Origin of the sequence: Peptoniphilus ovalis, from assembly GCF_018919265.1 — a bacterium.
In the GTDB taxonomy this organism is placed as follows: Bacteria; Bacillota; Clostridia; order Tissierellales; family Peptoniphilaceae; genus Peptoniphilus_A; species Peptoniphilus_A ovalis.
This window is the reverse complement of sequence record NZ_JAHLQO010000006.1, coordinates 170,333-196,333: the sequence shown is the minus strand read 5'-3', so window position 1 is coordinate 196,333 and position 26,001 is coordinate 170,333. Positions and strand designations below refer to the sequence as shown.

The window sequence follows — 26,001 nt, the reverse complement described above, 5'->3', positions numbered from 1 at the left end:
TTTCACCTACCCAATAGCTCCAACAAGTTCAAGATTGATTAAATTATTCATCTCAACAGCATATTCCATAGGAAGTTCTTTGGCAATTGGCTCAGCAAAACCTCTAACTACCATTTGTTTTGCTTCGTCTTCAGAAATTCCCCTAGTCATTAAATAGAAAATAACTGAGTCGCTTATTCTCCCTATTTTAGCTTCGTGTCCAATATCTATATCATTATTTTCTATCTTAATTGATGGAATTGTATCTGATCTCGATGCACTATCAAGCATTAATGATTCACATGAAGTTGAATTCTTTGATCCATAGGCATTTTCTTTAATATCCACAAGACCTCTGTAAATTGCAACTCCACCAGATTTAGAAATTGACTTAGTGTTAATTGTTGACTTTGTGTGAGGTGCTGCATGAATAACTTGTGATCCTGTATCAAGATTTTGTCCTTCACCAGCAAAAGAAATTCCAGTGAATTCACTTTGTGCATTTTCTCCAACAAGAATTGAAGCTGGATATAGCATTGAAACTTTAGATCCAAAAGAGCCTGAAACCCATTCGATTTTGCCATCTTTTTCTACAATTGCTCTTTTAGTGTTTAGGTTGTACATGTTTCTTGACCAGTTTTCAATTGTTGAATATCTAAGTGTTGCTCCTTCTCCTACAAATAACTCAACTGCACCTGCATGAAGATTGATTACATTGTATTTAGGAGCTGAACATCCTTCAATAAAATGACAATATGCACCATCTTCAATTATTATTAAAGTGTGTTCAAATTGTCCAGCCCCTGGAGCATTGAGCCTAAAATAAGATTGAAGTGGAATATCAACCTTAACTCCTTTTGGTACATATACAAAGGAACCACCACTCCATACTGCATAGTGAAGAGCAGCATATTTGTGAAGATTTGGTGTAATACATTTGCTAAAGTATTTTTTTACAATATCTTCGTATTCTTTTAGTCCAGTTTCAAAGTCTGTATAAACTACACCTTGATCTAATAAATATTTTTGAATATTGTGATAAACAACTTCAGAGTCATATTGTGCACCAACACCTGAAAGCATGGCTTCTTTTTCTGCTTCAGGAATTCCAAGCTTATCAAAAGTATCTCTAATTTCATCAGGTACATTTTTCCAATCATCAGAAAGTTCTGCATCAGGTCTTATATAAGTTGTGATTTCATCCATATCAACTTCTGATAGGTCTGGTCCCCAATTAGGATTTTGTTTTTCATTGTATATTTTTAAAGCCTTAAGTCTAGATTCAAGCATCCATTCTGGCTCATCTTTTTCCTTAGAAATTTGTCTTACTATTTCTTCTGTAAGTCCCTTTTCAGTTTTGGATTTGTAAGTGAATTTATTTTTTATATCATAAACTCCACGGTCCATATCCTCTACATATGTTTTCTCTTTTTTGTTAGCCAAGTTATTTCACCTCTTCTCTAATCCAGTTAAATCCTTCTTCTTCAATTCTATCTATTAGAGAAGCATCTCCTTCTTTAACAATTCTTCCATCTAAAATCACATGAACATAATCTGGTTTAATATTATCAATTAGCTCTTTGTGGTGAGTGATAATTAATACAGAATTATTTTCATTTAAGAATTTTTCAATTCCCTTTGATACAATTCTTGTGGCATCAACATCAAGTCCTGAATCAGTTTCATCGAGGATTGCAAGTTTAGGATCAAGCATTAACATTTGAAGTATTTCATTCTTTTTCTTTTCTCCACCAGAGAATCCCACATTTAAATATCTTTCGGCATAGGAAGAATCCATTTTTAATTCTTCCATTTCCTTTTTAATTTGTTTTTTGAATTTTAAAATAGGAATTGTCTTGTCTTCTTTTGCAGATTTTGCAGTTCTAATAAAGTTTTCTACAGAAATTCCTGCAACTTCTTCTGGTGTTTGGAAAGACATAAATAATCCCTTATTTGCTCTCTTATCAGTAGATAAATCAGTGATATCTTCTCCATCTAAAAATATTTTTCCACTAGTCACTTCGTATTGTGGATTGTTCATAATTACATTGGCAAGTGTTGACTTACCTGAACCATTAGGTCCCATAATTACATGAACTTCTCCATAATTTATTTTAAGATTTATATCCTTTAAAATCTCTTTGTCTTCTACTCCTGCTGATAAATTTTCAACTCTTAATAACTCAGTCATATACCCTCCATTTATAATAAAAATTAATCATACAAAATTACTATGTTTTATTTCATTACTTATGATAACACATTGTTTCTTAAATTAATAGTCTTTGTGCAATAAAAAAACTAGGTAAAAACCTAGTTTAAGATAGCATAAAGGCCGAAATTATGTGGTTGATTTCCTTTTCATTAAAATAAACTTCAATAATATCAAATCTCACTTGAATATCGTAAAGAGATTTTTCCATTATATAAGCTGTTGCAGTTTGAATAATATTTTTCATTTTATAGGTCGTAACTGCTTCTGAAGCATTGCCAAATTTTCTAGAATTTCTTGATTTTACTTCAACAAAGACAATTTCACTTTTGTCCCTTGCAATAATATCAATTTCTGTTCCTATTCTTCTGTAATTTCTTTCAAGAATTTTATATCCCTTTTTCTCTAAAAATTTTGTGGCAATATCTTCTCCCTTATTTCCATAAAATAAATTGTGCCCTACCATGACGCTATATTTTTTAAAAAACTCTTTCTGTGCATTTTACTTGGCCCCATTTCTTTTAACGCCTCTCTGTGAAACTTAGTTGCATAGCCCTTGTGTTTTGCAATACCATAATTTGGAAACTCTTCTTCCCATTTCTTACATAGATTATCTCTGTAAACTTTGGCAATTATTGAAGCGCAAGCAATTGAATAGCAATTTTCATCACCTTTAATAATGGAATTCTGCATAATATCTGTGTTTATTTTTTCTGCATCAATTAATAGAAAATCAGGAAGGACTTTTTTTCCATTTTTATCCCTCATATTGTCTATGGCATTTATCATTGAAAAATGTGTTGCCATTTTAATATTTATCTTGTCAATTAAATCTGCATCTGCTCTTCCAATACCAACAGCAATAGCAGAATCTAAAATCTTCACATATAAGTCTTCTCTCTTTTTAACAGAAAGTTTTTTAGAATCATTTACTCCTTCAATGAATTCACCGCGAGGCATAATTATTGCGCAGGAAACAACATCTCCGAAAAGACATCCTCTTCCCACTTCATCAATTCCTGCAATTAATTTGTATCCTTCTCTTTCAAAATCATCTTCAAAAGTTTTAAAATTCATCGGGATCCTCCAATGTAATTCTTCCTAAAACTCCCTTTCTAAATTCATCGAGAACAATAGAGGCTACTTTTTCATAATCAATGAGGCCTCCCCTTATAAGAGCTCCTCTTCTTTTTCCAATTTCATCCATTATTTCAATTGGCTCCATATTTTCAGTGTCTTCTAAATCGTATCTCTTTCCTAAAATCTTTGTATCAATATCTCTAAGTCTTTCGATAAGTCTTAAAGCGAGAGTTTCTCTATCCATAATTTCATCCTTAATTGCACCAGTAAAGGCAAGATGAAGTCCAACTTTATCTTCAAACTTAGGCCAAAGAACTCCAGGTGTGTCAAGTAGATGAAGTCTTGGGTTTATTTTTATCCACTGATTTGTCTTAGTAACTCCAGGTCTGTTTCCAGTTTTTGCAGATTTACTTCCTGCAATTGAGTTAATAAAAGTTGATTTACCTGAATTTGGTATCCCTACAATCATTGCACGAAGGGGTCCTCTGTTAAGTCCCTTTTCAGTATATTTTTTTATTTCTTCTGACATCAATTCTTCAGATTTTGATACTACTGCTCCTACATCAGGTTTAGTGGCATTGTAAGATATTGCAAAATTACTTGTATCTGTGATTTTATCCATCCACTTTTTATTTATAACTGGGTCAGATAAATCAGACTTGTTAAAAATTAAAAGTCTTTTCTTAGATTTTAATAAGTCTTTAAAAATTGGATTTCTACTAGAATATGGAATTCTAGAATCAATTATCTCAATACAAAAGTCTACAAGTTTTAATTTTTTCTCAATATCCTCAATGGTCTTTTTCATGTGACCTGGATACCAATTTATGTTCATAAAATCACCCAAATATTACCTTGTCGAGCATTTTAATTGCTCCATCATTGTTGTTATCATAATCAGAAATTAAATCTGCTGCATCTTTAAGAATTTCTACAGCGTTTATCATTGCAATGCCAAGGCCAGACTTTTCAATTAACATTTTGTCATTTGAATCATCTCCAATTGCAATAACTTCCTTCATATCTACATTTCTAGTCTTTGCATATTCCTTAACGCCAAAGAATTTATCGCCATTTTTTTGAAGAACTTCAAGCATCCACTTTGGTTCTCTCTTTATCTTCATAATGTGAAAATTAAATCTATCTGATAATTTTTCTTCCATACTATTTTTCATTTCAAGAAGTTCATCAAATTTTCCAGCAAAAACTATGGAAAGAGGCATTCCATTAAAATCAATAAAGTCATCTACTCCTTCATTTCTTCCATCAAAAGCATAGACATAGGTTTTATCAAAAGTCTTGAAATTTTTCTTTTTATAAAGTAAATTTATTCCATCTTCTCTTGATACATGAATTGTAGAATAGACATTTTCATTAGTATCAAAACTCATTACATCTTTTAAATCCTCTGGCTCAATTGGATTTATATATTCAATTTTTCCAGTTTTGTTGTCGCGAATTATATTTCCATTGTTGCAAATTAAATCTATATCCACATCTCCTACAAATTTCTTTGCAGAATAGTATTCACGTCCAGTTGCAACAACAGGCATATAATTATGGTCTCTTAGCTTTTTTACAAAGGGTTTAAAACTTTCTGTCATTACCTTGTCTGTCGTAAGTAGGGTTTCGTCTAAATCCATTGAAATAATTTTATACATAAATCACCTATACGTTGAATTTAAATACAATTACATCGCCATCTTCTACAACATAATCTTTTCCTTCACTTCTTATAAGTCCCTTTTCTCTTGCAGCAGCAGTTGAACCTGAATTAATTAAATCTTCATAGGAAACTGTATCAGCTTTAATAAATCCCCTTTCCATGTCAGTGTGGATTTTTCCTGCCGCTTCAGGTGCCTTAGCTCCCTTTCTAATAGTCCAAGCTCTTGTTTCAACTTCTCCAGTTGTAAGAAAAGATATTAGTCCAAGTAAGCTATAACTTGATTTAATTAGCTTATCTAAACCAGATGAAGAAAGTCCAAGTTCTTCTAAGAATAAATCTTTTTCATCTGCATCAAGTGCTGCAATTTCAGCTTCAATTTCTGCAGAAATAACTACTACTTCATCTCCGCTTTCATTTGCAAATTCCTTAACTTTTTTAACATATTCATTGTCTTCGTTTCCAATTTCATCTTCAGACACATTACATACATATATTACAGGTTTTGCACTTAGAAGAGCGTAGTTTTTTATGATTTTTTTCTCTTCATCATCAACTTCAACAACTCTTGCAGATTTTCCTTCTTCAAGAGCAGTTTTAATTCTTTCAAGAAGTTCCTTTTCTTTATTAAGTGTCTTATCAGCTTTTGCTTTTTTTACAATTTTAGAATATCTATTTTCAATTTGTTCTAAATCTGAAAAAATAAGCTCTAAATTTATATTTTCAATATCACGAATAGGATCAACAGAGCCATCAACGTGAATTATATTTTCATCATCAAAGCATCTTACAACATGAACAATTGCATCAACTTCTCTTATATTAGAAAGGAATTGATTGCCAAGCCCTTCGCCCTTACTTGCTCCCTTAACAAGACCAGCAATGTCGTAAAATTCTATAATAGCAGGAATGATTTTTTGTGAGTTACTAAGTTTTGATAGTTCAGTCAACCTTTCATCAGGTACATTAACTACCCCAACATTAGGCTCAATAGTTGCAAAGGGATAATTTGCAGCTTCTGCTCCTGCACTTGTTAGCGCATTAAATAAAGTAGATTTCCCTACATTGGGAAGTCCAACGATTCCTAGTTTCATTAGTAAACCTCCATTCAAAATTAAATTATATCACAAAAGACAAATTTATATATTATTAATAAATTATTTTAAAAGGCAAAATCACAAGTACCAGCTTTAATTTAGTCTTTTTTTATTGTATAATGAATTTATCAATTATAAAAGAGGTGAACAATGTGAGTGCCATCGTCATAACTGACCTGACTAAACGTTTAGGAAAACAACGAGTACTATCAAATATTAATTTGGAAATTTTAGATGGCGAATTTTTCTCTCTACTTGGGACGGAAAATTCCGGCAAGACTACTCTTGCTAAAATCATTATGGGATATTTAAAACCTAATAATGGATCTATTAGGATTTACGATATGGACTCATTTAAAGAGTCAAAAGAAATTAAGGAAAGCACTAGCTTAGTTTTTGAAGATTTAATTTTAAATTCAAATTTAAAGGTGCATTCTCTATTAAAGAAAACACTTAACGCACATAATTTAACAAGCACTGAAGATATTGATGCATTGTGTGATTATTTTGAATTTAATGGTTCAAATAGAATTTCAGCTTTGGATAATAGAGAAATGAAAATTCTTTCTATTATTAATGCTTTAGTTACTAAACCAAGACTTCTTGTATTAGATAATCCAACTAAGGATTTAAATGAAAGTGATATTAATAAACTCTTCTCTCATATTAAAAAACTAAATGAGACTGAAGGTTTAACAGTTCTACTTTTATCTGATTCTTTATCAGAAGCGAAAAAATATTCTTCAAGAATTGCTTACTTATCTAATGGCAAAATTCAAAATATTGAATACAACAACCAAAAAATTTCAGAAGATAAAGTTTTAAAAATTCCTGAATACAGAGGAAATTTAAATTATTTTACTTCCATTGGTGCAAGAGTTATTAAAGATGAAGATGATGAAACAATACTTTATTACGACAAAGAAATTCCTGCACTTTCAAAAGTTATTTATGAAGAAAATCTTGTAAACTATGAGCTTAAAAATGCAAAATTAGAAGACAAAATAAATGCTTACTACAGTGGAGATAATCCTAACCCAGAAAATTTTGCAAAACCAGTTGAACAAGCTGAAGTTGTTGAGACATCAGTAGCGGATGATACTACAATTCATGCAGAAGAAATAAATGGAGTTACTGAATCAACTATAAAGATAAATGAAGAACCTAGTGCTGAATTTACAGAAATTGAAGGAGTTAAAGTTGAAGATACTAATCCTCAAAAAGATGAAATTCACAACACTAAGACAAATTTATTTGTTGATGATGAGTACAGAGAAACTGTAATAAATAACGAAGCAGTAGTAAATAATAATGACGAAACTATCTTCATTCCTTCTGAAACTAATGAAGATTCTATTTTCAACGCAACAGAAAATACATTATCAAAGGAGGATAAAGATGATATTTAATATGGAATTTAAATCAAATTTCGGCAAGATGATTTCTTGGGCAATTGTTCTGATTATTTTACTTGGACTTATGCTTGCCTTTTATCCTTTCCTAGCAGATTCACAAATGAGTTCACTTTTAAATTCAGTTGTTGAAAACTTTAGCGAAAGCACTCGTGAAATCCTTGGATTTTACAATAATTTAGACATTACAAATATTAGTGATTTTCTTTCACTTATTTATCATTATCTTGCATTTTTAATTTTAATATTTGCAATGCAACTTGGTGCTAATTCCCTAGCAAAGGAACAATCAAGTGGAAATATTGAATATATTTATTCAAATCCAATTTCCAAATCAGAAATCGTAACTTCAAAAATTTCTGCAAATATTTTAATTTATATAATATTTTTAATAATTATGGCTGTTGCAACTTGCGGACTTTCAATACTATTAACGTCAATTAATATTGGCAGCGTTGATCTTCCTGCAGTATCAAATTACGAAATCTTACAAGCTGTAGTTAAAATCTTTGTTGGACTACTTGGCAGTGGATTAGTATTTATGTCTTTTGGATACTTCTTCTCTTCAATGTCAAGATCATCAACTCAACAAGATGCAGTTTCTGCACTTTTTGTATTTTTAATTTATTTAGTTACAGTTATTGGAATGACAATTGGAGGAGTTTTTGAAAATGTTGTAAAATTCTTCCCAAATTTAGCCTTTGCACCTTATTCTTTTGTAAGTGCAAATTTAGATTTTATAGCAGTTGCTGTAAATCTTGGAATATTTATTTTAATGATTGTGCTAACTTATGCAATCTATTCTAATAAAGAACTTAAATATTAAAAAAACCTACTCATTTGAGTAGGTTTTTATTTATGCTATCTTTTCTAATCTTTCTAATTTTAAATTATTGCTTTCTTCAATTTTTTCGTTGTAAATTCTATTTAATTCTTCTTCTGTTATTTCATCAGGTTTAATATCAAGTACTACTTCTCCCTTATTAAGCATTATGATTCTATCAGAATATTCTATTGCATGTCTTAGATTATGTGTAATCATAAGAGTCATAATCTTTTCTTTTTTCACAAGGTCATTAGTTTTATCCATTATTATCTTTGATGTCTTTGGGTCAAGGGCTGCTGTATGTTCGTCGAGAAGAAGTATATTAGGTTTTTTAATAGTTGCCATTAAAAGTGAAAGTGATTGTCTTTGTCCTCCTGATAAAAATTTTACTTGAGTTTTTAATTTGTTTTCAAGTCCAAGTCCTATTCCCTTTAACTTTTCAACTATTGGATCTATATTATTTCTGTCGATTAGTTTTCTAAATCCAAATTTTTGTCCCTTTTTATATGCCATTGACATATTTTCTAAAATATTTAAAGTTGATGCAACTCCCTTTGAAGGATCTTGATTAACCTTACCAATGTGGATTGCTCTTTGGTCTTCTGAAAGTTTACATAAGTCATTTCCGTCAAGTTCAATTGAACCTGAATCACAATTTAAAGCTCCACTAATCATATTAAATAAAGTTGATTTTCCGCAACCATTAGGCCCAAGTATTGCCACACATTCGTTGTCATTAATTTCTAATGAGAAATTATTGAAAATTCTATTTTCTTCTTCTGTGCCTTTGTAAAAAGTTTTTGATAAGTTTTTAATTTTTAACATTTTCTTCCCTCTTCTCTTTTAATACACTAAGTCCCTTTGACGAAATATTATTATAAATTAAGAATGCTACAACTATTACTGCTGTAATTCCCTTTAAATCACTTGGTGCAAGTCCAATGTATAGTGCGATTCCATAAATTATTCTATAAATTACCGCTCCAATTATAGCTCTTGTTGTTCTATTTAATGCATTTACATTTTTAAGGAATGCATCTCCTATTACAATTGATGCAAGTGCTGATACTATAATTGATTGGCCCATTGTGATATCTGCGTATCCATTTGACTGAGCCATAAGAGATCCTGCAAGTGCTGCAAGTGCATTTGAAATCATAAGTCCTGTACAAACATATTTGTTTGGATTTTTTCCAAGTGATTTAACTAGAGTTTCATTATCTCCTGTTGCAAGTAAGAGATAACCCTTTTCTGTTTTTAAAAACCAGTCTATTGCAAGTTTTATAATAATTCCGATTATAGCCAAGATTACAATTTTTGGCACGCTTTCAAAAAGTTGAAATACAGTCTTATAATCAAAAAAAGTAACATTTGGTGTGCCAGTTATTCTTAAGTTAACTGAATATAAAAATGTCATTGTTAGAATACCAGCTAGGATTGCTTGGATATTTATCTTTCTGTAAAGTACATAGGTAATGTAACCTCCAACAGCTCCTGCAAGTAGGGCTGCCACCATTGATATTATTGGATTAATTCCAATTGTAAGCATCTTTGCGAATACAAAGGCTCCCAGTGGAAATGTACCTTCCACAGACATATCTGGAAAATCTAATATTTTAAATGTTATCACTACTCCAATTGTCAATATTGAGAAGACTAGTCCCATGACAATGGATTCAATTAATACTGAACTCAACTTTTTTCCTCCTAATTCTTTATTTCACTTCAGCATTTTCAAATAATTTTTCATTTTCAATCTTTAATGCTTCAGCTGTATCTTTATTAACTACTTTTCTAGCTTCTGTTGGAAACAGTACTGGAATTTCATTAACTTTCTTTCCCTTTAAAATTTCATCAGCTATAGTAGCTGCTTCCTCACCAAGTTTTGTGTAGTCTACACCTAAACTTAGAAGTATTCCATTTTCAACAGGTCCTTCTTCTGATGCAAAGGATGGAATATTTGCCTGTTTTAAACTTTCTGCAATTATTGATGATGCAGATGAGATTGTGTTATCTGTAATCGCCATAAAGATGTCCATCTTTGGCTCAAGTGTTTTTATTGCTGTTGATACGTCGTTTATGTTGTTAACTCCAACTTCTACAACTTCTAATCCAAAATCACTTGCTGCTTTTTTAAGTTCTTCAATTTGGAATTTTGAATTTGATTCATTTGTTGAAAACATTACTCCAATATTTTTTACATCTGGGAAGATGTCTATCATCTCTTCTAATTGAGCAGCCATTGAGAAGTAATCACTTACTCCAGTTACATTTGCTTCTGGGCTTTCAATATTTTCAACTAAGTCTGATGTTACAGGATCTGTTACTGCATTAAATATTATTGGAATATCTTTTTCTGCATTTTTAGCTCCCTGGGCTGCAGGTGTTGCTATTGCGTAAATTAAATCTACATTTTGATCACTAAAGGATTTTATAATTTGTGGAACAACTGTTAAATCTCCATTTGCATTTTTTGTAATAATTTCTACATCTGGATTTGTCTTTTTAAGTTCTTCTTCAAATCCAAGTCTCGCTCTTTCAAGTGCAATGTGATCTGCAAGTTGTATTACTCCGACTTTTTTATTTGAGCTTTCTGTGGAAACTTCATTTGCATTTGTCTTTTCTGTTGAAGCTCCATCTTCTTTTTTAGTGCCACATGCTACAAGAAGCATTGACATCATCACTAAAACTACTAACTTTCTAAATTTCATTAAAATACCTCCAAAATAAAAAAAGTCTTTCATCCACATTGGGACGAAAGACTGACTTCGCGGTACCACCCGATTTTATAATCAAAAAGATTACCTCATTTTAAGGTCTAACAACCTCTAGCCTGCGTTAACGGGGGCTTCCGTACTTGCCTACTACCTTCAACAAATAAGCTTAAGAGTGTATGTTAAATTCCGATGTATTGTCTCTCACCAAACGACAACTCTCTTAAATCATCTAAAATTCTTTTTTCTCTTGCACAGCTTTTATTAAAATTTAAATGTATTATAAGCTAGTAGCAAGTTAAAGTCAAGTCTTTTATCCAAAAATATTTTAAGTTTTTATTTTATTTTACAAGTTCTGCATCCTTTAGATTTTCACTATTTAAATCAAGTCCAAGTGCTTTAGCAGTTTTTTCATTTATTTTTTTAGCAGCTTTTTTATTATCTTCTGCGTGAACATTTTTAATGTCTTCCCCATTTAAAATTCTAATTGCTAAATCTGCTGCTTGTTTTCCATGTTCGTAATAATCTACACCTTCACTCATAAGTAGTCCCTTTGACATTTGTCCTTCTTCAGCTGAAACTGATGGAAGATTATTGTTTAGTAAAATTTCTGCAACTATTGGTCCTGCTGATGCAACTGTATTATCAGTTAGTGCATAGTAAGCATCGATTTTATTTGTAATAGTTTGAAGTGCTTGCGAAACATCATTGATGTTATTAATTCCTACGATTTCAACTTTAAGTCCAAGTTCATCACAAGCTTTTTTTAAATCTTCTATTTGAACTAATGAGTTAGCTTCTGATGTTGAATAAAGAGTTCCAATAGTTTTTACATCAGGATAAATCTTTAAGAAAGATTCAAGTTGTGTCTTAGCAGATACTGCATCATTAACTCCTGTTACATGGTCAATTTTATCTGGTGCTTCAATTAGTCCTGCTTCAACTGGATCAGTTACTGCAGCATAAATAATGTTTTTATTTGGTAGAGCTGTCTTTGCTCCTTGTGCTGATGGTGTTGCTACTGCATAAACAAGTTTGTATTCGTCTCCTTCAAACTTTTTAGGAGCTGTTGTTGTAAGAGCATTGTCTCCTTGAAGATTTTCAACTTCTAACTGAGCATTTATTCCTTCTTCTTTAAGTCTATCTTCAAAACCTTTAATTGCATTGTCTAGTGAAACTTGCTCAATATAAGATATAACGCCAATTTTTACTTGTTCATCTCCAGCTGCTGCATCTGCTGTTTCTGCTTTTTTATTTCCTCCACATGCAACAAGTGATGCTGCCATTAAACCAATTACTGCTAACTTTGATACTTTCTTTAAATATTTCATTTCTTCCTCCAAAAATTATTTTTAAAATAATAAAAAAATCCTTCACCCCATATAGGGCGAAGGATTCGCGGTACCACCTAAATTCGAAATTCAAAAAATTTCCTCTATTAAAGATCTAACAATCTCTAGTCTCTGATAACGGTGACTTCCGTGAAGGCCTACTTAATTCATCCTCCATGCTTTAGAGTGAATATTACATATAAGCTTATCTATGGGCTCTCACCATCCCCACTCTCTTTGAGACTTACTTGATATCTTTCTCTCTTTCATCGCATTTATTATTTTATAAATGGTATTATACTTAGTTAAAATTTTTTTGTCAACACTTTTTTTAAAAAATTTTAAATTTATTTTACAAGTGTTGCATTCTTGAAATAATCAGAATTTAAATCAAGACCCAATGCTTTTGCTGTATTTTCGTTTACTTTTCTGGATTTTACCTTATTATCTTCTGCATGAACATTTTTAATATCTTCTCCATTTAAAATTCTAATTGCAAGATCTGCTGCCTGTTTACCATGTTCATAATAATCTACTCCATCACTTACTAATAGTCCCTTCATTACCTGTCCTTCTTCAGCAGATACAGAAGGAAGATTATTTTCTAATAATGTTTTTGCAACTATAGGTCCTGCTGCTGCTACAACATTATCAGTGATTGCATAATAAGCATCAATTTTATTTACAATTCCTGATAGACCTTGCGACACATCATTAATACTATTAATTCCAACAAGTTCTAATTTTATACCAAGTTCATTGCAGGCATTTTTCAAGTCTTCAACTTGCACTTGTGCATTAACTTCTGATGGTGAATATAAAGTTCCTATTGTTTTTATATCTGGATATAATTCTAAGAATGAAGATAAGTATTCTTTAGCAATTGATTTATTATTTACACCTGTTACATGATCGATTTTATCTGGTGCCTCAATAAGTCCCGCTTTTATTGGATCACTTACAGCTGAATAAACTATATTTTTATTAGGTAAAGCTGTCTTTGCACCTTGTGCTGGTGGAGTCGCAACTGCATAAACAAGTTTGTATTCGTCTCCTTCGAATTTTTTAGGTACTGTAGTTGTAAGAGCTTGATCGCCTTGTAAATTTTCAACTTCTACAATTGCATTAATACCTTTTTCTTTTAATCTGTCTTCGAACCCTTTGATTGAATTATCTAATGATACATGTTCAATGTATGAAATAGCTCCAATCTTTATCGGCTCACTTCCACCTGATGCTTTTGCTTGTGTTTGTCCTTGGCTTCCACTTCCTGAGCATGCCACTAACATTCCTGATAACACAACTCCCGCTAACACTTTTGATAAACTTCTTAAATTTTTCATCTTTTTCCTCCGAAAATATTATTTAAAATAATAAAAAAATCCTTCACCCCATATAGGGCGAAGGATTCGCGGTACCACCTAAATTCGAAATTAAATAATTTCCTCTTTAAAGATCTAACAATCTCTAGTCTCTGGTAACGGTGACTTCCGTGAAGGCCTACTAAATTTCATCCTTCAAGCTTAAGAGTGAATATTACATATAAGCTCATCTGTGGGCTCTCACCATCCCCACTCTCTTTAAGATTTGCTAAATATCTTTTTCTCTTTCAACGCATTTATTATTTTATAAATGGTATTATACTTAGTTAAAATTTTTTTGTCAACAACTTTTTAAAAATTTTTAAATAATTTTATTTTTTAAGTTCAAAATGAGGTGCCATAACTCTTTTATGTGCTGAGTTTTTATGCATTCTGTCAATTTTCTCTTTTATCTTTTCATCAGGAGTTGATTCTCCTCTGATGTATGAATCAAGAACTTCATAAGTAAAGCCCATTTCATCTTCATCAGTTTGTCCTTTCCAAAGTCCTGCTGATGGTTTCTTTTCTATAATTTCTCTTGGCACTCCAAGTTCCTTTGCTATTTCAAATACATCTGTCTTTAAAATATTTACTATAGGCATTATATCTGCACCAGAATCTCCATATTTTGTTGAATAACCTAGATACCACTCGCTTGCATTAGAAGGTCCAAGAACTAAATATCCTAAGTCTTGGGCATAATAATAAAGTGTAGTCATTCTAAGTCTTGGCTTAATATTTGACTTTGCCATTTTATTTTCAGATTCAAAAGATGCTTCTATTAAAGTTCTGTAAGTTTTTGTTAAATCAATTGTCTCTGTTTTTAAATTGATTTTATCTGCAACAAGCTTTGCATGTTCTGCATCTTCATCAATGCTTTCACAGGGCATAATTAGTCCTAGCGAATTTTCTGGAAATACTTTTTTTGAAAGTGCTGCAATTACTGCAGAGTCAATTCCACCAGAAAGTCCAAAGACAAATCCCCTTGCACCAGTTTCTTTTGCTTTTTCCTTTAACCAATTAACTAAATCTTCTGTGACTTTTTTGTAATCCATAATTTCTCCTAATATATAATTTCTCCATCAATAGTTGGAAGTTCAATTGTCTTAATTTTTTCAACTTCAATATTTGCACTAGTCAAGTCATTTAATTTCTTAATAATGTCATCTTCGCAAATATCAATTACAACCTCAACTTTGTCAGTGTAATTTTCTTCTAGTATTTTAAAATTTTCATTATTTAAAAGATTTATTATAGCTCCGTGATAAGTGTAGTCGTATTTAATGCTCATTCTGCTAAAATCACGTCTTACAACTCTTTTTGCTGCATCAAGTGCAATTGAAACACCCTTGGTGTAAGCTCTAACAAGTCCACCAGCTCCAAGTTTAATTCCTCCAAAGTATCTTGTGACAATTACTAGCACATTTCTAAGCTCTTCTTTTTTTAAAACTTCAAGCATAGGTACACCTGCTGTGCCACTTGGCTCTCCATCGTCAGAATACCTCTGAGTCAGTGCATCTTCTCCGATAATATATGCATGACAATTGTGAGTTGCAGATCTATGTTCTGTTTTTATCTCTTCAATTATTTTTAAAGCTTCCTCTTCAGTCCTTACAAAAAAAGCTTGTCCAATAAAAGTCGACTTTTTAATTTCTACTTCATCTATTCCATGTTTTAAAACTGAATTATACATCTCTTGCATATTCCTTTACTAAATCATATTCTCTATCTTCAAGATATAAATCCAAATAAATTCCGTCATCTTCATATCTTGGAGTAGCATCAAATTTATCTACAAGTTTATATAATAAATCTGTGTCATCATATGGAAATTTAAGCTTTGCATCTATATATTTATCCGCAAGATTTTCTTCAATAATTTTTAAAAGAGCATCCATGTTTTCATCATTTTTTGCAGAAATATAAATTCTTTTGTCTCTAGGAATTGTTGAAATTAATGGAACATCTTCAATGTTTACCTTGTCGATTTTATTAAATACCGTGATTATATTTTTATCAAGTACATTGATTTCGTCTAAGATAGACATAGTAGTTTTATATTGAATTTCTAAGTCTTCACTTGAAGCATCTATCACATGAAGAATTAAATCAGAATACTTTATTTCTTCAAGAGTGGATTTAAAAGCTTCTACAATTTTTGTTGGAAGTTTTGAAACAAATCCTACTGTATCAGAGATTATAAACTCTCTACCTGAAAGAAGCCTTGCATGTCTTGAACTTGGGTCAAGCGTTTCAAAGAGCATATTTCTAACAGATACTTCCGATGATTCATCATCTTTTAATCTATTTAGTATCGTTGACTTTCCAGCATTTGTATAACCCACAAGTGAAACTATTGGAATATTATTGTTTAGCCTGTTGCTTCTTGTGATGTCACGAGTTTTTTCTGCTTTTTTTAATTTATCTCTAATTTTGTCGATTTCTCTTTTAAGTCGACGTCTATCTGTTTCAATTATTTGCTCACCAGGTCCTCTTGTACCAATTCCCCCACCTGTTCTTGACCATCCGTCAATTCCTAAAAGTCTTGGAAGTTGATACTCAAGCATTGCAAGTTCAACTTGAAGTTTTGCTTCATAAGTAGTTGCCCTTAGTGCAAATATATCTAATATTAAATTTGTTCTGTCTAGAACTTTCTTTTTTATTTTCTTTTCAAGATTACGCACTTGTATACCAGTGAGCTCATCATTAAAAACTATGGCATCAGCTTCAAGGAGCTCTGCCATTTCTTTTATCTCATCTACTTTACCTGATCCTATTAAATATTTTGGATTAAACTTTTCAATATTTTGTGTGATTTCACCTACAACTTCAGCTCCATCAGCAAATACAAGTTCATTTAATTCGTTCATTGAAGTCTCAAGTGAATGAGGATGAGCTCCTAAATTTGTGCCCACTGTTATAACGCGTTCTAATTTCTTTTGTGAATTTAAATTTTCTAAATAAACTTTATCCATATCTTAATTATACTATATTCTAACTTTACTTGCGAAAAACTTTTAAAATAGTAATTAAATGGCCGAAATGATATAATTATTTTAGGAGAAAAGTATGAAAAATCTAAAAATATTTATAAGCGATTTAAAAAATTTAAATAAGAATCAAAGGATTAAAGTTTTGCTTTTGACATTACTTTTAATTATTGTCTTAATCTTTTCTATTTTTGCGGCAATGATTGTTTCAATAATTTCTAAAACTCCATCCACTGACCTTGAAAGTCTAACGGATTCCTTTAATCAAAGCTCCTATATTTATTCAAAAGAGGGAAATGTTCTAGAAAAAATTGAATCTTTAGAGTATAGAACGCTAATTGATATTAAAGATATTCCTAAAAATGTTCAAGATGCCTTTGTTGCCATTGAGGATCACAGATTTTACAAACACTCTGGTCTAGACCCAATTGGTATTGCATCTTCAATTGTCTCAAATATTAAATCAGGTGCTCTAGTTCGTGGAGGTTCAACAATTACTCAACAACTTGTGCGTTCAGTTTATCTATCAAATCAAAAGACTCTAGGCAGAAAAATTCAAGAGGCCTATCTTGCTCTAAGAGTTGAAGATGAAATGACTAAAAGTGAAATCTTAGAAGCGTATCTAAATAGAATAAATTTAGGTCAAGGTGCTTACGGAATTGAAGCTGCATGCCAAACTTATTTTTCAAAAGATGTTGATGAAATAAATACAGCTGAAGCAGCACTGCTTGCAGGTATTCCAAAATCTCCTACAAATTATCCGCCTTTTAAATCAGTGCCAGGAGAATTTTTACAAGATGATTTTCACATCATTGGAACTAGAATTGTCGACGGCGAAGAGCTTTATCTTGTGCTAAATAAAGATGCCTTTGAAAGACAAAAAGTTGTGCTAAAAAGAATGTATGAACTTGGATATATTGACTTACAAGAGTATGAAAGAGCAAAAAATTATGATATTCTTTCATCTCTAAATCCAAAAAATTTCAAAAACCACAACATGAGTTCCTATTCTACTGATTATATAAAAAAAGAAGCTTCAAAATACTTGGCTTCCTTTTATAAGACATCACTAGAGGAAGGCGAGCACAAACTTTTCACTGGTGGATACAAAGTTTATTCTACAATTGATGAAAATCTTCAAGGCGACTTGGAATCAAAGTACGAAGAATTTGAAAACTTCCTTTCTAATAAATCATCAACTGGTGGATCTCGAATGTTAAATTTGAGTTTTGACGAATCTCAAAATATTATTTATGATGACGAGATTTTGTATATCAACAGAAATAATCTTTTAGATGAGAATTTTAATTTTATTATTCCAAAAGAATTTTACAATATTTCATCTCATGGAGATTTAAAAATTAAAAACATATACTTTAAAGAGGTTGGACAAAATATAGATATTATTGATGCCTACTTAATTGACGACAATAAAATTTTAAATACCTTTGAAATTGGAAGTCTTCAAATAGAAGATGGTGCTTGTGAACTTAAAAATGATTATTTAATAATAGATGGATCATTTTTAAATAATGTTGGCGATTTCTACACAATTGATAACAATAAAAATTTAATTATTTCAAAAAAATACTACAATTACAACGACAAACCTGTGCTTCAACCACAATCTGCCATGATTGTTGCAAATAATGAAAATGGTTTTGTTGAAGGAATTATTGGCGGACTTGATGTTAATTCTAAGAACGCAAAAATTTTAAATAGAGCAACAGATTCTTACAGACAACCTGGAAGTATTATCACACCATTTACAGTTTATCTTCCAGCACTACTTAATGGAAAGACTTTGTCTTCAGTTTATGATGATGTTCCTATTACAGTTGATGGAAACTTCTGGCCAGCTAATTATTACAATTCTTTTAAAGGACTAATGACTATTAGAAGAGCCATGGAAAATTCTTCAAATGTAATTGCCGCAGAAATCTTACAAGAAATTGGAATCCATAAGTCAATGGAAATATTAAAAGCCTTTGATGTTATAAAAGATAATGAAGGAAAAGACTTTTTTATAAAACAATCTGAAAATCCAAAAAAACACGATGAAAACTTAGATGCCCTTGCCCTTGGAAATATGCAAGTGGGACTAACTCTATCACAAATTTCAGAAATGTATTCTACTATTGCAAATAATGGAGTTAAAAAAGAGCAAACGGCAATTTTAAGAATTGAAGATTCAAGTGGAAATATAATCATTGACAACTCTAAGAAGAGTAAAAAAATTGTCGATGAAAAATACGCATTTCTACTTTCAGATGTTTTAAAATCAAATTCCATAAGAGGTAAATCAAGAGGAGTTAATAATTCTTCTACTTTTGCATCATACATTGGTCAAAACAGAGAAAACAGCGACTATTTTATTTCAGGATTTTCTCCTAAATACACTATCTCAATGTGGGTTGGTGCAGATTCGCCAAAGATTTCTCTTGCTTCAAATTCTAATTCCATTGTTGAGTTATTTAATTTAATGACAAGAGATATTGATTTAGCTACAGAATTTCCTGAAGATCCATCTTATATTCTAACAAGGTCCATTTCTTCAAAGAGCGGTAAACTTTCAACAAAGGAAAGTCAATACGCTGGCTTTAGTTACAGAGAAAAATTTATATCTGGCACTGAGCCAACTGAATACGACGACTTGTTTAAAAAATATTTAATCTGCGATGAATCAAATAAAATCGCAACTCAGTTCTGTCCTAGCGAATCAGTTCTCTACACTGTAATGTTTGAAAGACCTGATGTATATGATGCAAGAGAACACTTTGGAATTTATCCTGATGATTATATGACTATTCCAAAATCTTATTGTGATATTCACACTCGAGAATGGGTAAAAGAAAATGAAGAAGAAGAAAATTCTAATAAGGATAATAGTGATAAAGATAATAAAAGTTCTAAAACTACTAAAACTACAAAAGGCACTAAATCTACAAAGAAAAAATCTTAGGAGGTCAATATGAGGAGATTATTTAGCATAATAAAATTATTGGGATTTATAAAGTTTTTACTTCCAAAAAGAAAAACTGCAATTAAATTATTGCCACTTATAAATCCAAAAAGAGCTGGTAAAATTGCATTTCATGCAGGAAAAATAAGACTTAGAAATGAATTTAAAAGATTTATATTTTAAAAAAGTAGCTTGTCTTAATGACAAGCTACTCTTTTTATTTTTGAAAAAATAAAATCAAATGCAATAAATAATATTGAAGATCTCATAAAGTCAATTACACTAAAAATCTCTCTATAAAAAAAGATTTTATATAATATTATATAAGATATGAAAGTTCCAAGAATTAAAATTGGAATTCTAATTTTTAAATTATTTTTAAATCTAATTGTATAAAAAATAATGAATAGTATAGAATTTATAAAATGAATATCCATATTTTAAATTCTCATTAGATTTCTTTATTATATTTTTCTAAGGTCTCAACAATTTCATCATCAAGAGCTGCTATTGTAACTTCGAAATCTTTATCTTCAATATAATTTTTTATAGTATTGACTGCAACTTCTGCTGCTTCTTCAAGTGGATAGCCATATATTCCTGATGAAATTAATGGAAATACAATAGTTTTTAAATTATTTTCTTCAGCAATTTTTAGTGCAGAATTATATGCATTTTCTAAAATCTCTCTTTCATTTCTCTTTCCATCAAAATAAACTGGTCCCACTGTGTGAATAATATAATCAGCTTTTGTATTATACCCCTTAGTGATTACTGATTCTCCAGGATTAATTGGAGCAAGTACATCGCACTCTTTTTGCAAATTTTCATCATTTGCTGCTTCAAAAATTGCTCCACAAACTCCGCCGCCTCTTTTAAGTTCTTTGTTGGCAGCATTTACTATAGCATCAACTTCAAAATCTAAAATATTTTTCTTTTCAATATGTAACATGTCGCACTCCTTCTTGATTTTTCCACGATTTATATTATTATATATCCATGGAGGAAAAAATGAATCGTTTAAAAAAAATAAATACTCCCATTACAATTTTAATACTTATGTGGGCACTTTTGCAAATAATCTTTAATACTATATACCCAATTGATGCCATTTCATTTAGGGCTTTTCACGCAATGTGTATATGTATTTTTTCAATATTACTTAACAAAAAAAATCCCAAGGATTTAAATTATATTAAGTTTTTTAATGTAGTTTTAATTCTTGGTCTTTTATTTGTTTTTTCATACTTTTTAATCAATTACAATGTAATAGCAAAGAAAGGTGGCTTCACTAACCAATTCGATTTATTTGTCGCTCTTCTTGGAATTATTTTAATTTTTATATGTGGTTTTAGAATTAACAAAAATATTTCAATCTTAGCACTTGTTTTTCTTTTATACTTATTTTTTGGGAAATATCTCCCTTCAGTAATTGGTCACAATGGATTTAGCATTAAGCGAATTTTAAATCACATGTTTTGGGGCTCCCAGGGAATTTTTGGCGTGAGCATTGGTGTAAGTGCGACTTATATATTTTTATTTATACTCTTTGGATCCTTTTTAAAATATTCTGGATTTACAGATTTAATAAACGATCTTGCACTTTATTTCGTTGGAAATACAGTTGGTGGACCAGGTAAAGTTCCAGTTTTAATTTCTGCTCTTCTTGGAATGATTAATGGATCAGCTGTAGCTAATGTTGCAACAACTGGAACTATTACAATTCCAATGATGAAAAAATCAGGCTACTCAAAAGAGTTTGCAGCAGCCGTTGAAGCAACTGCATCTACTGGTGGACAGTTCACTCCACCAATTATGGGAGCAGTTGGATTTTTAATGGCAGAATTTTTAGCAATACCTTATGGAAAAGTAATTCTTGCAGCAGCAATACCAGCTTTTATGTATTATCTTGGAATATTTTTATCAGTGCATTTAGAATCTAAAAAATTGGGACTAAAAAGTGCAGAAAATTCAGACAAAAATATTTCTGAAATTATTAAAGAAAGAGGAATTTTAATTCTTCCTCTATTTGTTTTAATTCTACTGATGTTTCTTGGTTACACTCCAATTTTTGCATCAGTTAGTGGAATAATCTCTGCAATTATTTCTTCATGGTTTGTAAAAAAACACAAAATGGGCATGAGAGAAATTGTTGAAGCAACAATTGATGGTGCAACTTCTACAATTTCCATAGGACTATCTTGTCTATTAATTGGAATAATTATTGGAACAGTTTCTCTAAGTTCACTGGGACTTAATTTTGGATTTTTAATTTTAAACAATGAACTTTTCCAAAATCCAATTATTACAGCAATACTTGTAATGATTATGTCTACAATTCTTGGCATGGGCGTTCCTGGAGTTGCCGCTTATGTAATAGTTGTATCAATTGCAGTTCCAATAATGATTAAAAATGGAATCAGTCCAATACCTGCTCATTTATTTTGCTTGATTTATGCTTGTCTTTCAAATATTACTCCACCAGTTGCCATGAGCTCCTATGTTGCAAGTGGAATTGCAAAGTCAAATGTTAATAAAACTTCCATTCTTTCTGTAAAAATTGGAATTATAGGTTTTATAATTCCCTTCTTCTTTATAAAAAATGAAGCTCTATTACTAGGTGCTACAAACTTTGAAATTTATAATTTATATATGATTTTTACTTCAATTATTGGAGTTTTTGAAATTGTCTGTGGCTTTAGTGGATTTATTGACAGCGATTTAAAAAATTACGAGAGAGTCTTATTAATAACAGGAGGACTTCTTCTTATAAATTCGAGATTTTATACTGATGTCATTGGAATTTTAATCTTTATAACTATTTTTGTAATGCAAAGAAGGAGGGTTATAATTGCTTAAAATTATATTAATAGCACTTTTACTTTTAACAGGATGCGGAAGAGAAAACAAATATCCAATTAATCTTCCAACAGCAAACACAACTGGAACTCTTTATCCTCTTGGTGCATCTCTTGCCTATATGTGGAACACAAATTTAGATGACGTTTCAGTTTCATCTCAATCATCAAATGGCGGAATTGAAAATCTAAATTTAATATATGAGGGAGATGCCGAGGTTAGCCTTGGAGTTACAAGTATTGTTTATCAAGCTTATAATGGTGAAGGAAAGTTTAGAGACAGAAAAAATGATAAGCTTAGAATTATTGCAGGACTTTATTACAATCCCAATCAAGTTGTAGTTACTAAGAGTTCAAATATAAATTCACTTTTAGATTTAAAAAATAAGAGATTTGCTCCAGGCTCTCCTGGCTCAACAACTGAAGAAGAAACTAAAATTCATCTTGAAGGTGTTGGTTTAAATTATCCAGATGATTTCAGCCCAGTCTACATTGGACCAAGCGAAGCATCAGAGCTTATTAGAAATAAGAACCTCGACGGACTTTGGATAATGGCAGGAACCCCCACAGCATCTGTCTCAGAACTTTTGACAACTGCAGATTCAAAGCTCATAGAAATTTCTGAAGATGAAGTTAATTCTCTAAAAGAAAAATATCCTTGGTATGCAAATTATAAAATACCTAGTGGAACTTATCCAAATCAAAATGATGAGATTAATACTTCTGCAATAAAAATGGTTCTCTACACAACTTCTGATGTGCCAGATGAAATAATTTATAAAATGACAAAGACATTTTGGGAAAATATAGATGAGCTAAAAAAATCTAATAAATCCCTAGAAGAATTAGATATTAAAAAAACACTAGAAGATATTTCAAATCTCCCAGTGCATGAAGGCGCAAAAAAATATTATAGAGAAGTTGGTATATTAAATTAAAAAGGCTTAGCAGAATTAACTGCTAAGTCTTTTTTAACTCATATATTTTTTTACAGTATATCTCTTTGCAATATAAATTGAGATGATAATTAAAACTAATCCAATTGGAACTGTTAGAAGTGGTTTACCAATTACTCCTTGAATTAAAAATGCAAGTGCAGAACATAATCCAGCTAAAAGTGCGTAAGGAAGCTGACTTGATACATGGGCTATGTGATCGCATCCTGCTCCTGCTGATGAAAGTATTGTCGTATCAGATATTGGTGAGCAGTGGTCTCCAAATACTGAGCCTGAGAAAATTGCCGCAAGAACTATTGGTAAGAAGTGCATGTGGTCTGTGTGCTGTAAAATTGGTACCATAATTGGAATTAGTATTCCAAATGTTCCCCAAGCTGTTCCAGTTGAGAAAGATAAAAACGCACCGACTACAAAAATAATTGCAGGAAGTATCCACATTGGCATTGTAGAATTTGTAATAAGTGATGCAATATAAGATCCAGTGTTAAGATATTCATCACTTGTTATTCCACCAATTGTCCAAGCAAGAGTAAGAATTACAATTGCAGAAAGCATTGTCTTCATTCCTTCAACTATTCCCTTCATAAAAGCATCAAAAGTTAAAAGCTTTCTAGGAATGTAAAGTACAAAAGAAATTATAATTCCAGCAAAAGATCCAATAACTAGAGATAAATTTACATTCGCATCTCCAAAAGCAGTTGCTGCATTAACTCCTTCAAAGAATCCACCAGTCTTAAGCATCATTGTAATAGTAACTCCAATAAGAACTACTATTGGAATAATTAAATCAAATACCTTACCATTTTTTGAATACTCATATCCTACTTCTTCACTTTCAATTATTTTTGAAGTATCGTTAAGTTCATATTTTTCCATAACTCCAATTTCAATATCAGAAAAGGAAAAATATAAAATCATAAATAAAGTTAAAAGTACATAAGCATTCATTGGAATAGTACTTAAAAATACATTCATTGGATTTGCAACGCCTGTGTCTCCAATTACTGCAACAACTGAAGCAGCCCACGAAGAAACTGGTGCTATAATACAAACTGGAGCAGCAGTAGAGTCAATGATGTGTGCAAGCTTTGCTCTAGAAACTTTATTTTCATCAATAATTGGCTTCATTACAGCACCAACTGTTAAACAGTTAAAATAATCGTCTATAAATATAATCATTCCTAAGAATGCTGTTGCTAGCTTAGCAGATTTTTTACTTTTTATTCTCTTACTTGCCCACTTACCATAGGCAAATGATCCTCCTGCCATATTCATAACCATAACAAGCGAACCAAGCATTGCCAGAAACACTATCATTAAAGCATTATCGCCTAGTTTTGTCCCCATTAGTTCAAAAACAGTTTCAAGTGCTGCGATAATATTTCCGCCTGTGAAAATTAGTCCTCCGGATATAATTCCAATTAAAAGTGAAGTTATTACTTCTTTAGTTATAAGTGCCAGAGCAATTGCAACTATTGGAGGAACTATTGTCAAAATTCCAAATTCCATTAAAAACTCCTTAAAATATATTTAATTAAGAATTGCGCATGTCAATTCTATAATCATCCATAACTTCTGAAAAAATTTCTGCACTTGAAAGAGGTGTATAAGTAATAGTATTGGCACCTGCTTCAATTGTCTCTAAAATATGTTCATCAGTGTGACCACCTGTTGCAATTATTGGAAATTCATTTCCAACAATACTTCTTGCATATTTTACAAGTTCAGCAGTTTTCTTGCCGCCGGCAATGTTTAATACCTTTGCTCCTGCCTCAACTTTTCCTTCAATATCATCGTATTTTGTAATAACAGAAGCGATTACTGCAACATCTAAACTTTCTGAAATAAGTTTAATATTTTCATTAGTCATTGGCGCATTTACTACAACTCCTGCAGCTCCCATAAGCTCTGCTTGAAGTCCAATGTTTACTGCACGAATGCCTGATGTAGTGCCACCACCAATTCCTACAAAAACTGGCACTGATGCCACTTCCATTATTGCAGAAATAATTTTTAGCTGAGGTGTGAAGGGATATACAGACATAATTCCTTGAGCATTATTGTTAACTATTATTGGAATGTCATTTGTAAAAAGAAGCGATTTAATTCTCTTTCCCATAAAATTAATTCCACTTGCTCTATAAGTTACTTCGGGCACAGAAACTTGTCTCTTTCTAAGATTTGTCTCAATAGTTGGAACAAATTTCTTTTTCTTTTCTAAATTTTCATTTCCCATATAATGCCTCCCTAATCTCTAATTTTAATATACTCTATTATATATATAATTTTTAATTTTTCAAATTAATTATACATTTAAATATAATTTATCTTTTTTGTAGTAAACTTGCAATATAAAATTATATATGTTATAGTTGTAATCAATTAAATGAAAATTTCAGTTTTTAGAGAGGCTGCGACTTTTATCAGTAGGTTTCGAAAGGAAGAGTCGCCGAAGGTTTAGTACCTGGGTATGCAGAGAATATCTGTATAACTGTCACAGAAAAATGCCCAATTTTTTGTTGTGTGCTCTAGATTCTGAGGGCAAGAGATAGTTTTTTAT

General features: G+C 31.0%; 24 protein-coding genes, 1 riboswitch and 3 other annotated features. Of the genes, 6 read left to right on the top strand and 18 right to left on the bottom strand.

From position 1 onward, the window contains the following. Window positions 1-6 precede the first annotated feature (6 nt). The 7 genes from sufB to ychF form a co-directional block, all read right to left on the bottom strand. Complete coding sequence (gene sufB, locus KQI68_RS09675; protein ID WP_425516620.1) at window positions 7-1,386, bottom strand: Fe-S cluster assembly protein SufB; 1,380 nt, start codon at window positions 1,384-1,386, stop codon at window positions 7-9. A 37-nt stretch (window positions 1,387-1,423) separates the two neighbouring features. Beyond that, window positions 1,424-2,170 (bottom strand): Fe-S cluster assembly ATPase SufC, encoded by a 747-nt coding sequence (gene sufC, locus KQI68_RS09670; RefSeq protein WP_216549916.1) that lies wholly within the window; start codon window positions 2,168-2,170, stop codon window positions 1,424-1,426. Window positions 2,171-2,297: 127 nt separating this feature from the next. Next, on the bottom strand, window positions 2,298-2,657 hold the full coding sequence (locus KQI68_RS09665) for a YraN family protein (protein WP_216549915.1): 360 nt from the start codon (window positions 2,655-2,657) through the stop codon (window positions 2,298-2,300). Beyond that, a complete protein-coding gene (locus KQI68_RS09660) occupies window positions 2,651-3,268 on the bottom strand; it encodes a ribonuclease HII (RefSeq protein WP_216549914.1) in 618 nt (205 codons plus the stop codon). The genes KQI68_RS09665 and KQI68_RS09660 overlap by 7 nt, the downstream gene beginning before the upstream one ends. Next, the gene (gene ylqF / locus KQI68_RS09655; protein ID WP_216549913.1) at window positions 3,258-4,106 is read right to left on the bottom strand and encodes a ribosome biogenesis GTPase YlqF; all 849 of its coding nucleotides are present in this window, start codon (window positions 4,104-4,106) and stop codon (window positions 3,258-3,260) included. The genes KQI68_RS09660 and ylqF overlap by 11 nt, the downstream gene beginning before the upstream one ends. Window positions 4,107-4,110: 4 nt before the next feature. Beyond that, window positions 4,111-4,932 carry an HAD-IIB family hydrolase gene (locus KQI68_RS09650; RefSeq protein ID WP_216549912.1) on the bottom strand — a complete coding sequence of 274 codons (822 nt, stop codon included), beginning with the start codon at window positions 4,930-4,932 and terminating at the stop codon, window positions 4,111-4,113. Window positions 4,933-4,939: 7 nt separating this feature from the next. Then, the gene (gene ychF / locus KQI68_RS09645) at window positions 4,940-6,028 is read right to left on the bottom strand and encodes a redox-regulated ATPase YchF (RefSeq protein WP_216549911.1); all 1,089 of its coding nucleotides are present in this window, start codon (window positions 6,026-6,028) and stop codon (window positions 4,940-4,942) included. 122 nt (window positions 6,029-6,150) lie between these two features. Here ychF and KQI68_RS09640 point away from each other — a divergent pair, with 122 nt between their 5' ends. Both KQI68_RS09640 and KQI68_RS09635 read left to right on the top strand, forming a co-directional pair. After that, window positions 6,151-7,440 carry an ATP-binding cassette domain-containing protein gene (locus tag KQI68_RS09640; protein WP_246541303.1) on the top strand — a complete coding sequence of 430 codons (1,290 nt, stop codon included), beginning with the start codon at window positions 6,151-6,153 and terminating at the stop codon, window positions 7,438-7,440. Then, window positions 7,430-8,269 (top strand): ABC transporter permease subunit, encoded by an 840-nt coding sequence (locus KQI68_RS09635; RefSeq protein ID WP_216549910.1) that lies wholly within the window; start codon window positions 7,430-7,432, stop codon window positions 8,267-8,269. The genes KQI68_RS09640 and KQI68_RS09635 overlap by 11 nt, the downstream gene beginning before the upstream one ends. A 30-nt stretch (window positions 8,270-8,299) precedes the next feature. Here the strand turns inward: KQI68_RS09635 and KQI68_RS09630 are convergent, their stop codons facing one another. From KQI68_RS09630 to hflX, 8 genes are all read right to left on the bottom strand, one after another. Continuing rightward, on the bottom strand, window positions 8,300-9,094 hold the full coding sequence (locus tag KQI68_RS09630; RefSeq protein ID WP_216549909.1) for an ABC transporter ATP-binding protein: 795 nt from the start codon (window positions 9,092-9,094) through the stop codon (window positions 8,300-8,302). Beyond that, a complete protein-coding gene (locus KQI68_RS09625) occupies window positions 9,081-9,965 on the bottom strand; it encodes an ABC transporter permease (RefSeq protein WP_216549908.1) in 885 nt (294 codons plus the stop codon). Before KQI68_RS09625 ends, KQI68_RS09630 begins: the two co-directional genes overlap by 14 nt. Window positions 9,966-9,984: 19 nt before the next feature. Continuing rightward, window positions 9,985-10,980: an ABC transporter substrate-binding protein gene (locus KQI68_RS09620; protein WP_216549907.1), complete on the bottom strand. Its 996-nt coding sequence runs from the start codon at window positions 10,978-10,980 to the stop codon at window positions 9,985-9,987. Window positions 10,981-11,016: 36 nt separating this feature from the next. After that, window positions 11,017-11,248: a binding site (T-box leader), on the bottom strand. A gap of 76 nt (window positions 11,249-11,324) precedes the next feature. Continuing rightward, window positions 11,325-12,314: an ABC transporter substrate-binding protein gene (locus KQI68_RS09615; protein ID WP_216549906.1), complete on the bottom strand. Its 990-nt coding sequence runs from the start codon at window positions 12,312-12,314 to the stop codon at window positions 11,325-11,327. Window positions 12,315-12,363: 49 nt separating this feature from the next. Beyond that, window positions 12,364-12,593 (bottom strand) — a binding site (T-box leader). Window positions 12,594-12,661: 68 nt separating this feature from the next. After that, entirely contained in the window at window positions 12,662-13,657 is a 996-nt protein-coding gene (locus KQI68_RS09610) for an ABC transporter substrate-binding protein (RefSeq protein WP_216549905.1), read from the bottom strand. Between the two features lie 50 nt (window positions 13,658-13,707). Continuing rightward, window positions 13,708-13,936, bottom strand: a binding site (T-box leader). A gap of 71 nt (window positions 13,937-14,007) precedes the next feature. Then, window positions 14,008-14,730: an NAD(+) synthase gene (gene nadE, locus KQI68_RS09605; RefSeq protein WP_216549904.1), complete on the bottom strand. Its 723-nt coding sequence runs from the start codon at window positions 14,728-14,730 to the stop codon at window positions 14,008-14,010. An 8-nt stretch (window positions 14,731-14,738) separates the two neighbouring features. Continuing rightward, window positions 14,739-15,368, bottom strand: coding sequence for a YigZ family protein (locus KQI68_RS09600; protein ID WP_216549966.1), 630 nt, complete (start codon window positions 15,366-15,368; stop codon window positions 14,739-14,741). Further along, entirely contained in the window at window positions 15,361-16,650 is a 1,290-nt protein-coding gene (gene hflX / locus KQI68_RS09595) for a GTPase HflX (RefSeq protein ID WP_216549903.1), read from the bottom strand. Before hflX ends, KQI68_RS09600 begins: the two co-directional genes overlap by 8 nt. Before the next feature lie 94 nt (window positions 16,651-16,744). Between hflX and KQI68_RS09590 the strand changes: the two genes are divergently transcribed. Together KQI68_RS09590 and KQI68_RS09585 are read left to right on the top strand one after the other, a co-directional pair. Next, the gene (locus KQI68_RS09590; RefSeq protein WP_216549902.1) at window positions 16,745-19,627 is read left to right on the top strand and encodes a transglycosylase domain-containing protein; all 2,883 of its coding nucleotides are present in this window, start codon (window positions 16,745-16,747) and stop codon (window positions 19,625-19,627) included. 9 nt (window positions 19,628-19,636) lie between these two features. Beyond that, entirely contained in the window at window positions 19,637-19,810 is a 174-nt protein-coding gene (locus tag KQI68_RS09585) for a hypothetical protein (protein ID WP_216549901.1), read from the top strand. 268 nt (window positions 19,811-20,078) lie between these two features. Here the strand turns inward: KQI68_RS09585 and KQI68_RS09580 are convergent, their stop codons facing one another. Continuing rightward, the gene (locus KQI68_RS09580) at window positions 20,079-20,579 is read right to left on the bottom strand and encodes a macro domain-containing protein (protein ID WP_216549900.1); all 501 of its coding nucleotides are present in this window, start codon (window positions 20,577-20,579) and stop codon (window positions 20,079-20,081) included. Window positions 20,580-20,638: 59 nt separating this feature from the next. Here KQI68_RS09580 and KQI68_RS09575 point away from each other — a divergent pair, with 59 nt between their 5' ends. Together KQI68_RS09575 and KQI68_RS09570 are read left to right on the top strand one after the other, a co-directional pair. Then, window positions 20,639-22,486 carry a TRAP transporter permease gene (locus KQI68_RS09575; protein WP_216549899.1) on the top strand — a complete coding sequence of 616 codons (1,848 nt, stop codon included), beginning with the start codon at window positions 20,639-20,641 and terminating at the stop codon, window positions 22,484-22,486. Beyond that, the gene (locus KQI68_RS09570; RefSeq protein WP_216549898.1) at window positions 22,479-23,423 is read left to right on the top strand and encodes a TAXI family TRAP transporter solute-binding subunit; all 945 of its coding nucleotides are present in this window, start codon (window positions 22,479-22,481) and stop codon (window positions 23,421-23,423) included. Before KQI68_RS09575 ends, KQI68_RS09570 begins: the two co-directional genes overlap by 8 nt. Before the next feature lie 33 nt (window positions 23,424-23,456). Here KQI68_RS09570 and KQI68_RS09565 read toward each other — a convergent pair whose 3' ends face one another. Together KQI68_RS09565 and KQI68_RS09560 are read right to left on the bottom strand one after the other, a co-directional pair. Then, window positions 23,457-24,950 (bottom strand): Na+/H+ antiporter NhaC family protein, encoded by a 1,494-nt coding sequence (locus KQI68_RS09565; RefSeq protein ID WP_216549897.1) that lies wholly within the window; start codon window positions 24,948-24,950, stop codon window positions 23,457-23,459. Between the two features lie 25 nt (window positions 24,951-24,975). After that, the gene (locus KQI68_RS09560; protein ID WP_216549896.1) at window positions 24,976-25,677 is read right to left on the bottom strand and encodes a beta/alpha barrel domain-containing protein; all 702 of its coding nucleotides are present in this window, start codon (window positions 25,675-25,677) and stop codon (window positions 24,976-24,978) included. A 161-nt stretch (window positions 25,678-25,838) separates the two neighbouring features. After that, a riboswitch (Lysine riboswitch) is annotated at window positions 25,839-25,978 on the top strand. Window positions 25,979-26,001 lie beyond the last annotated feature (23 nt).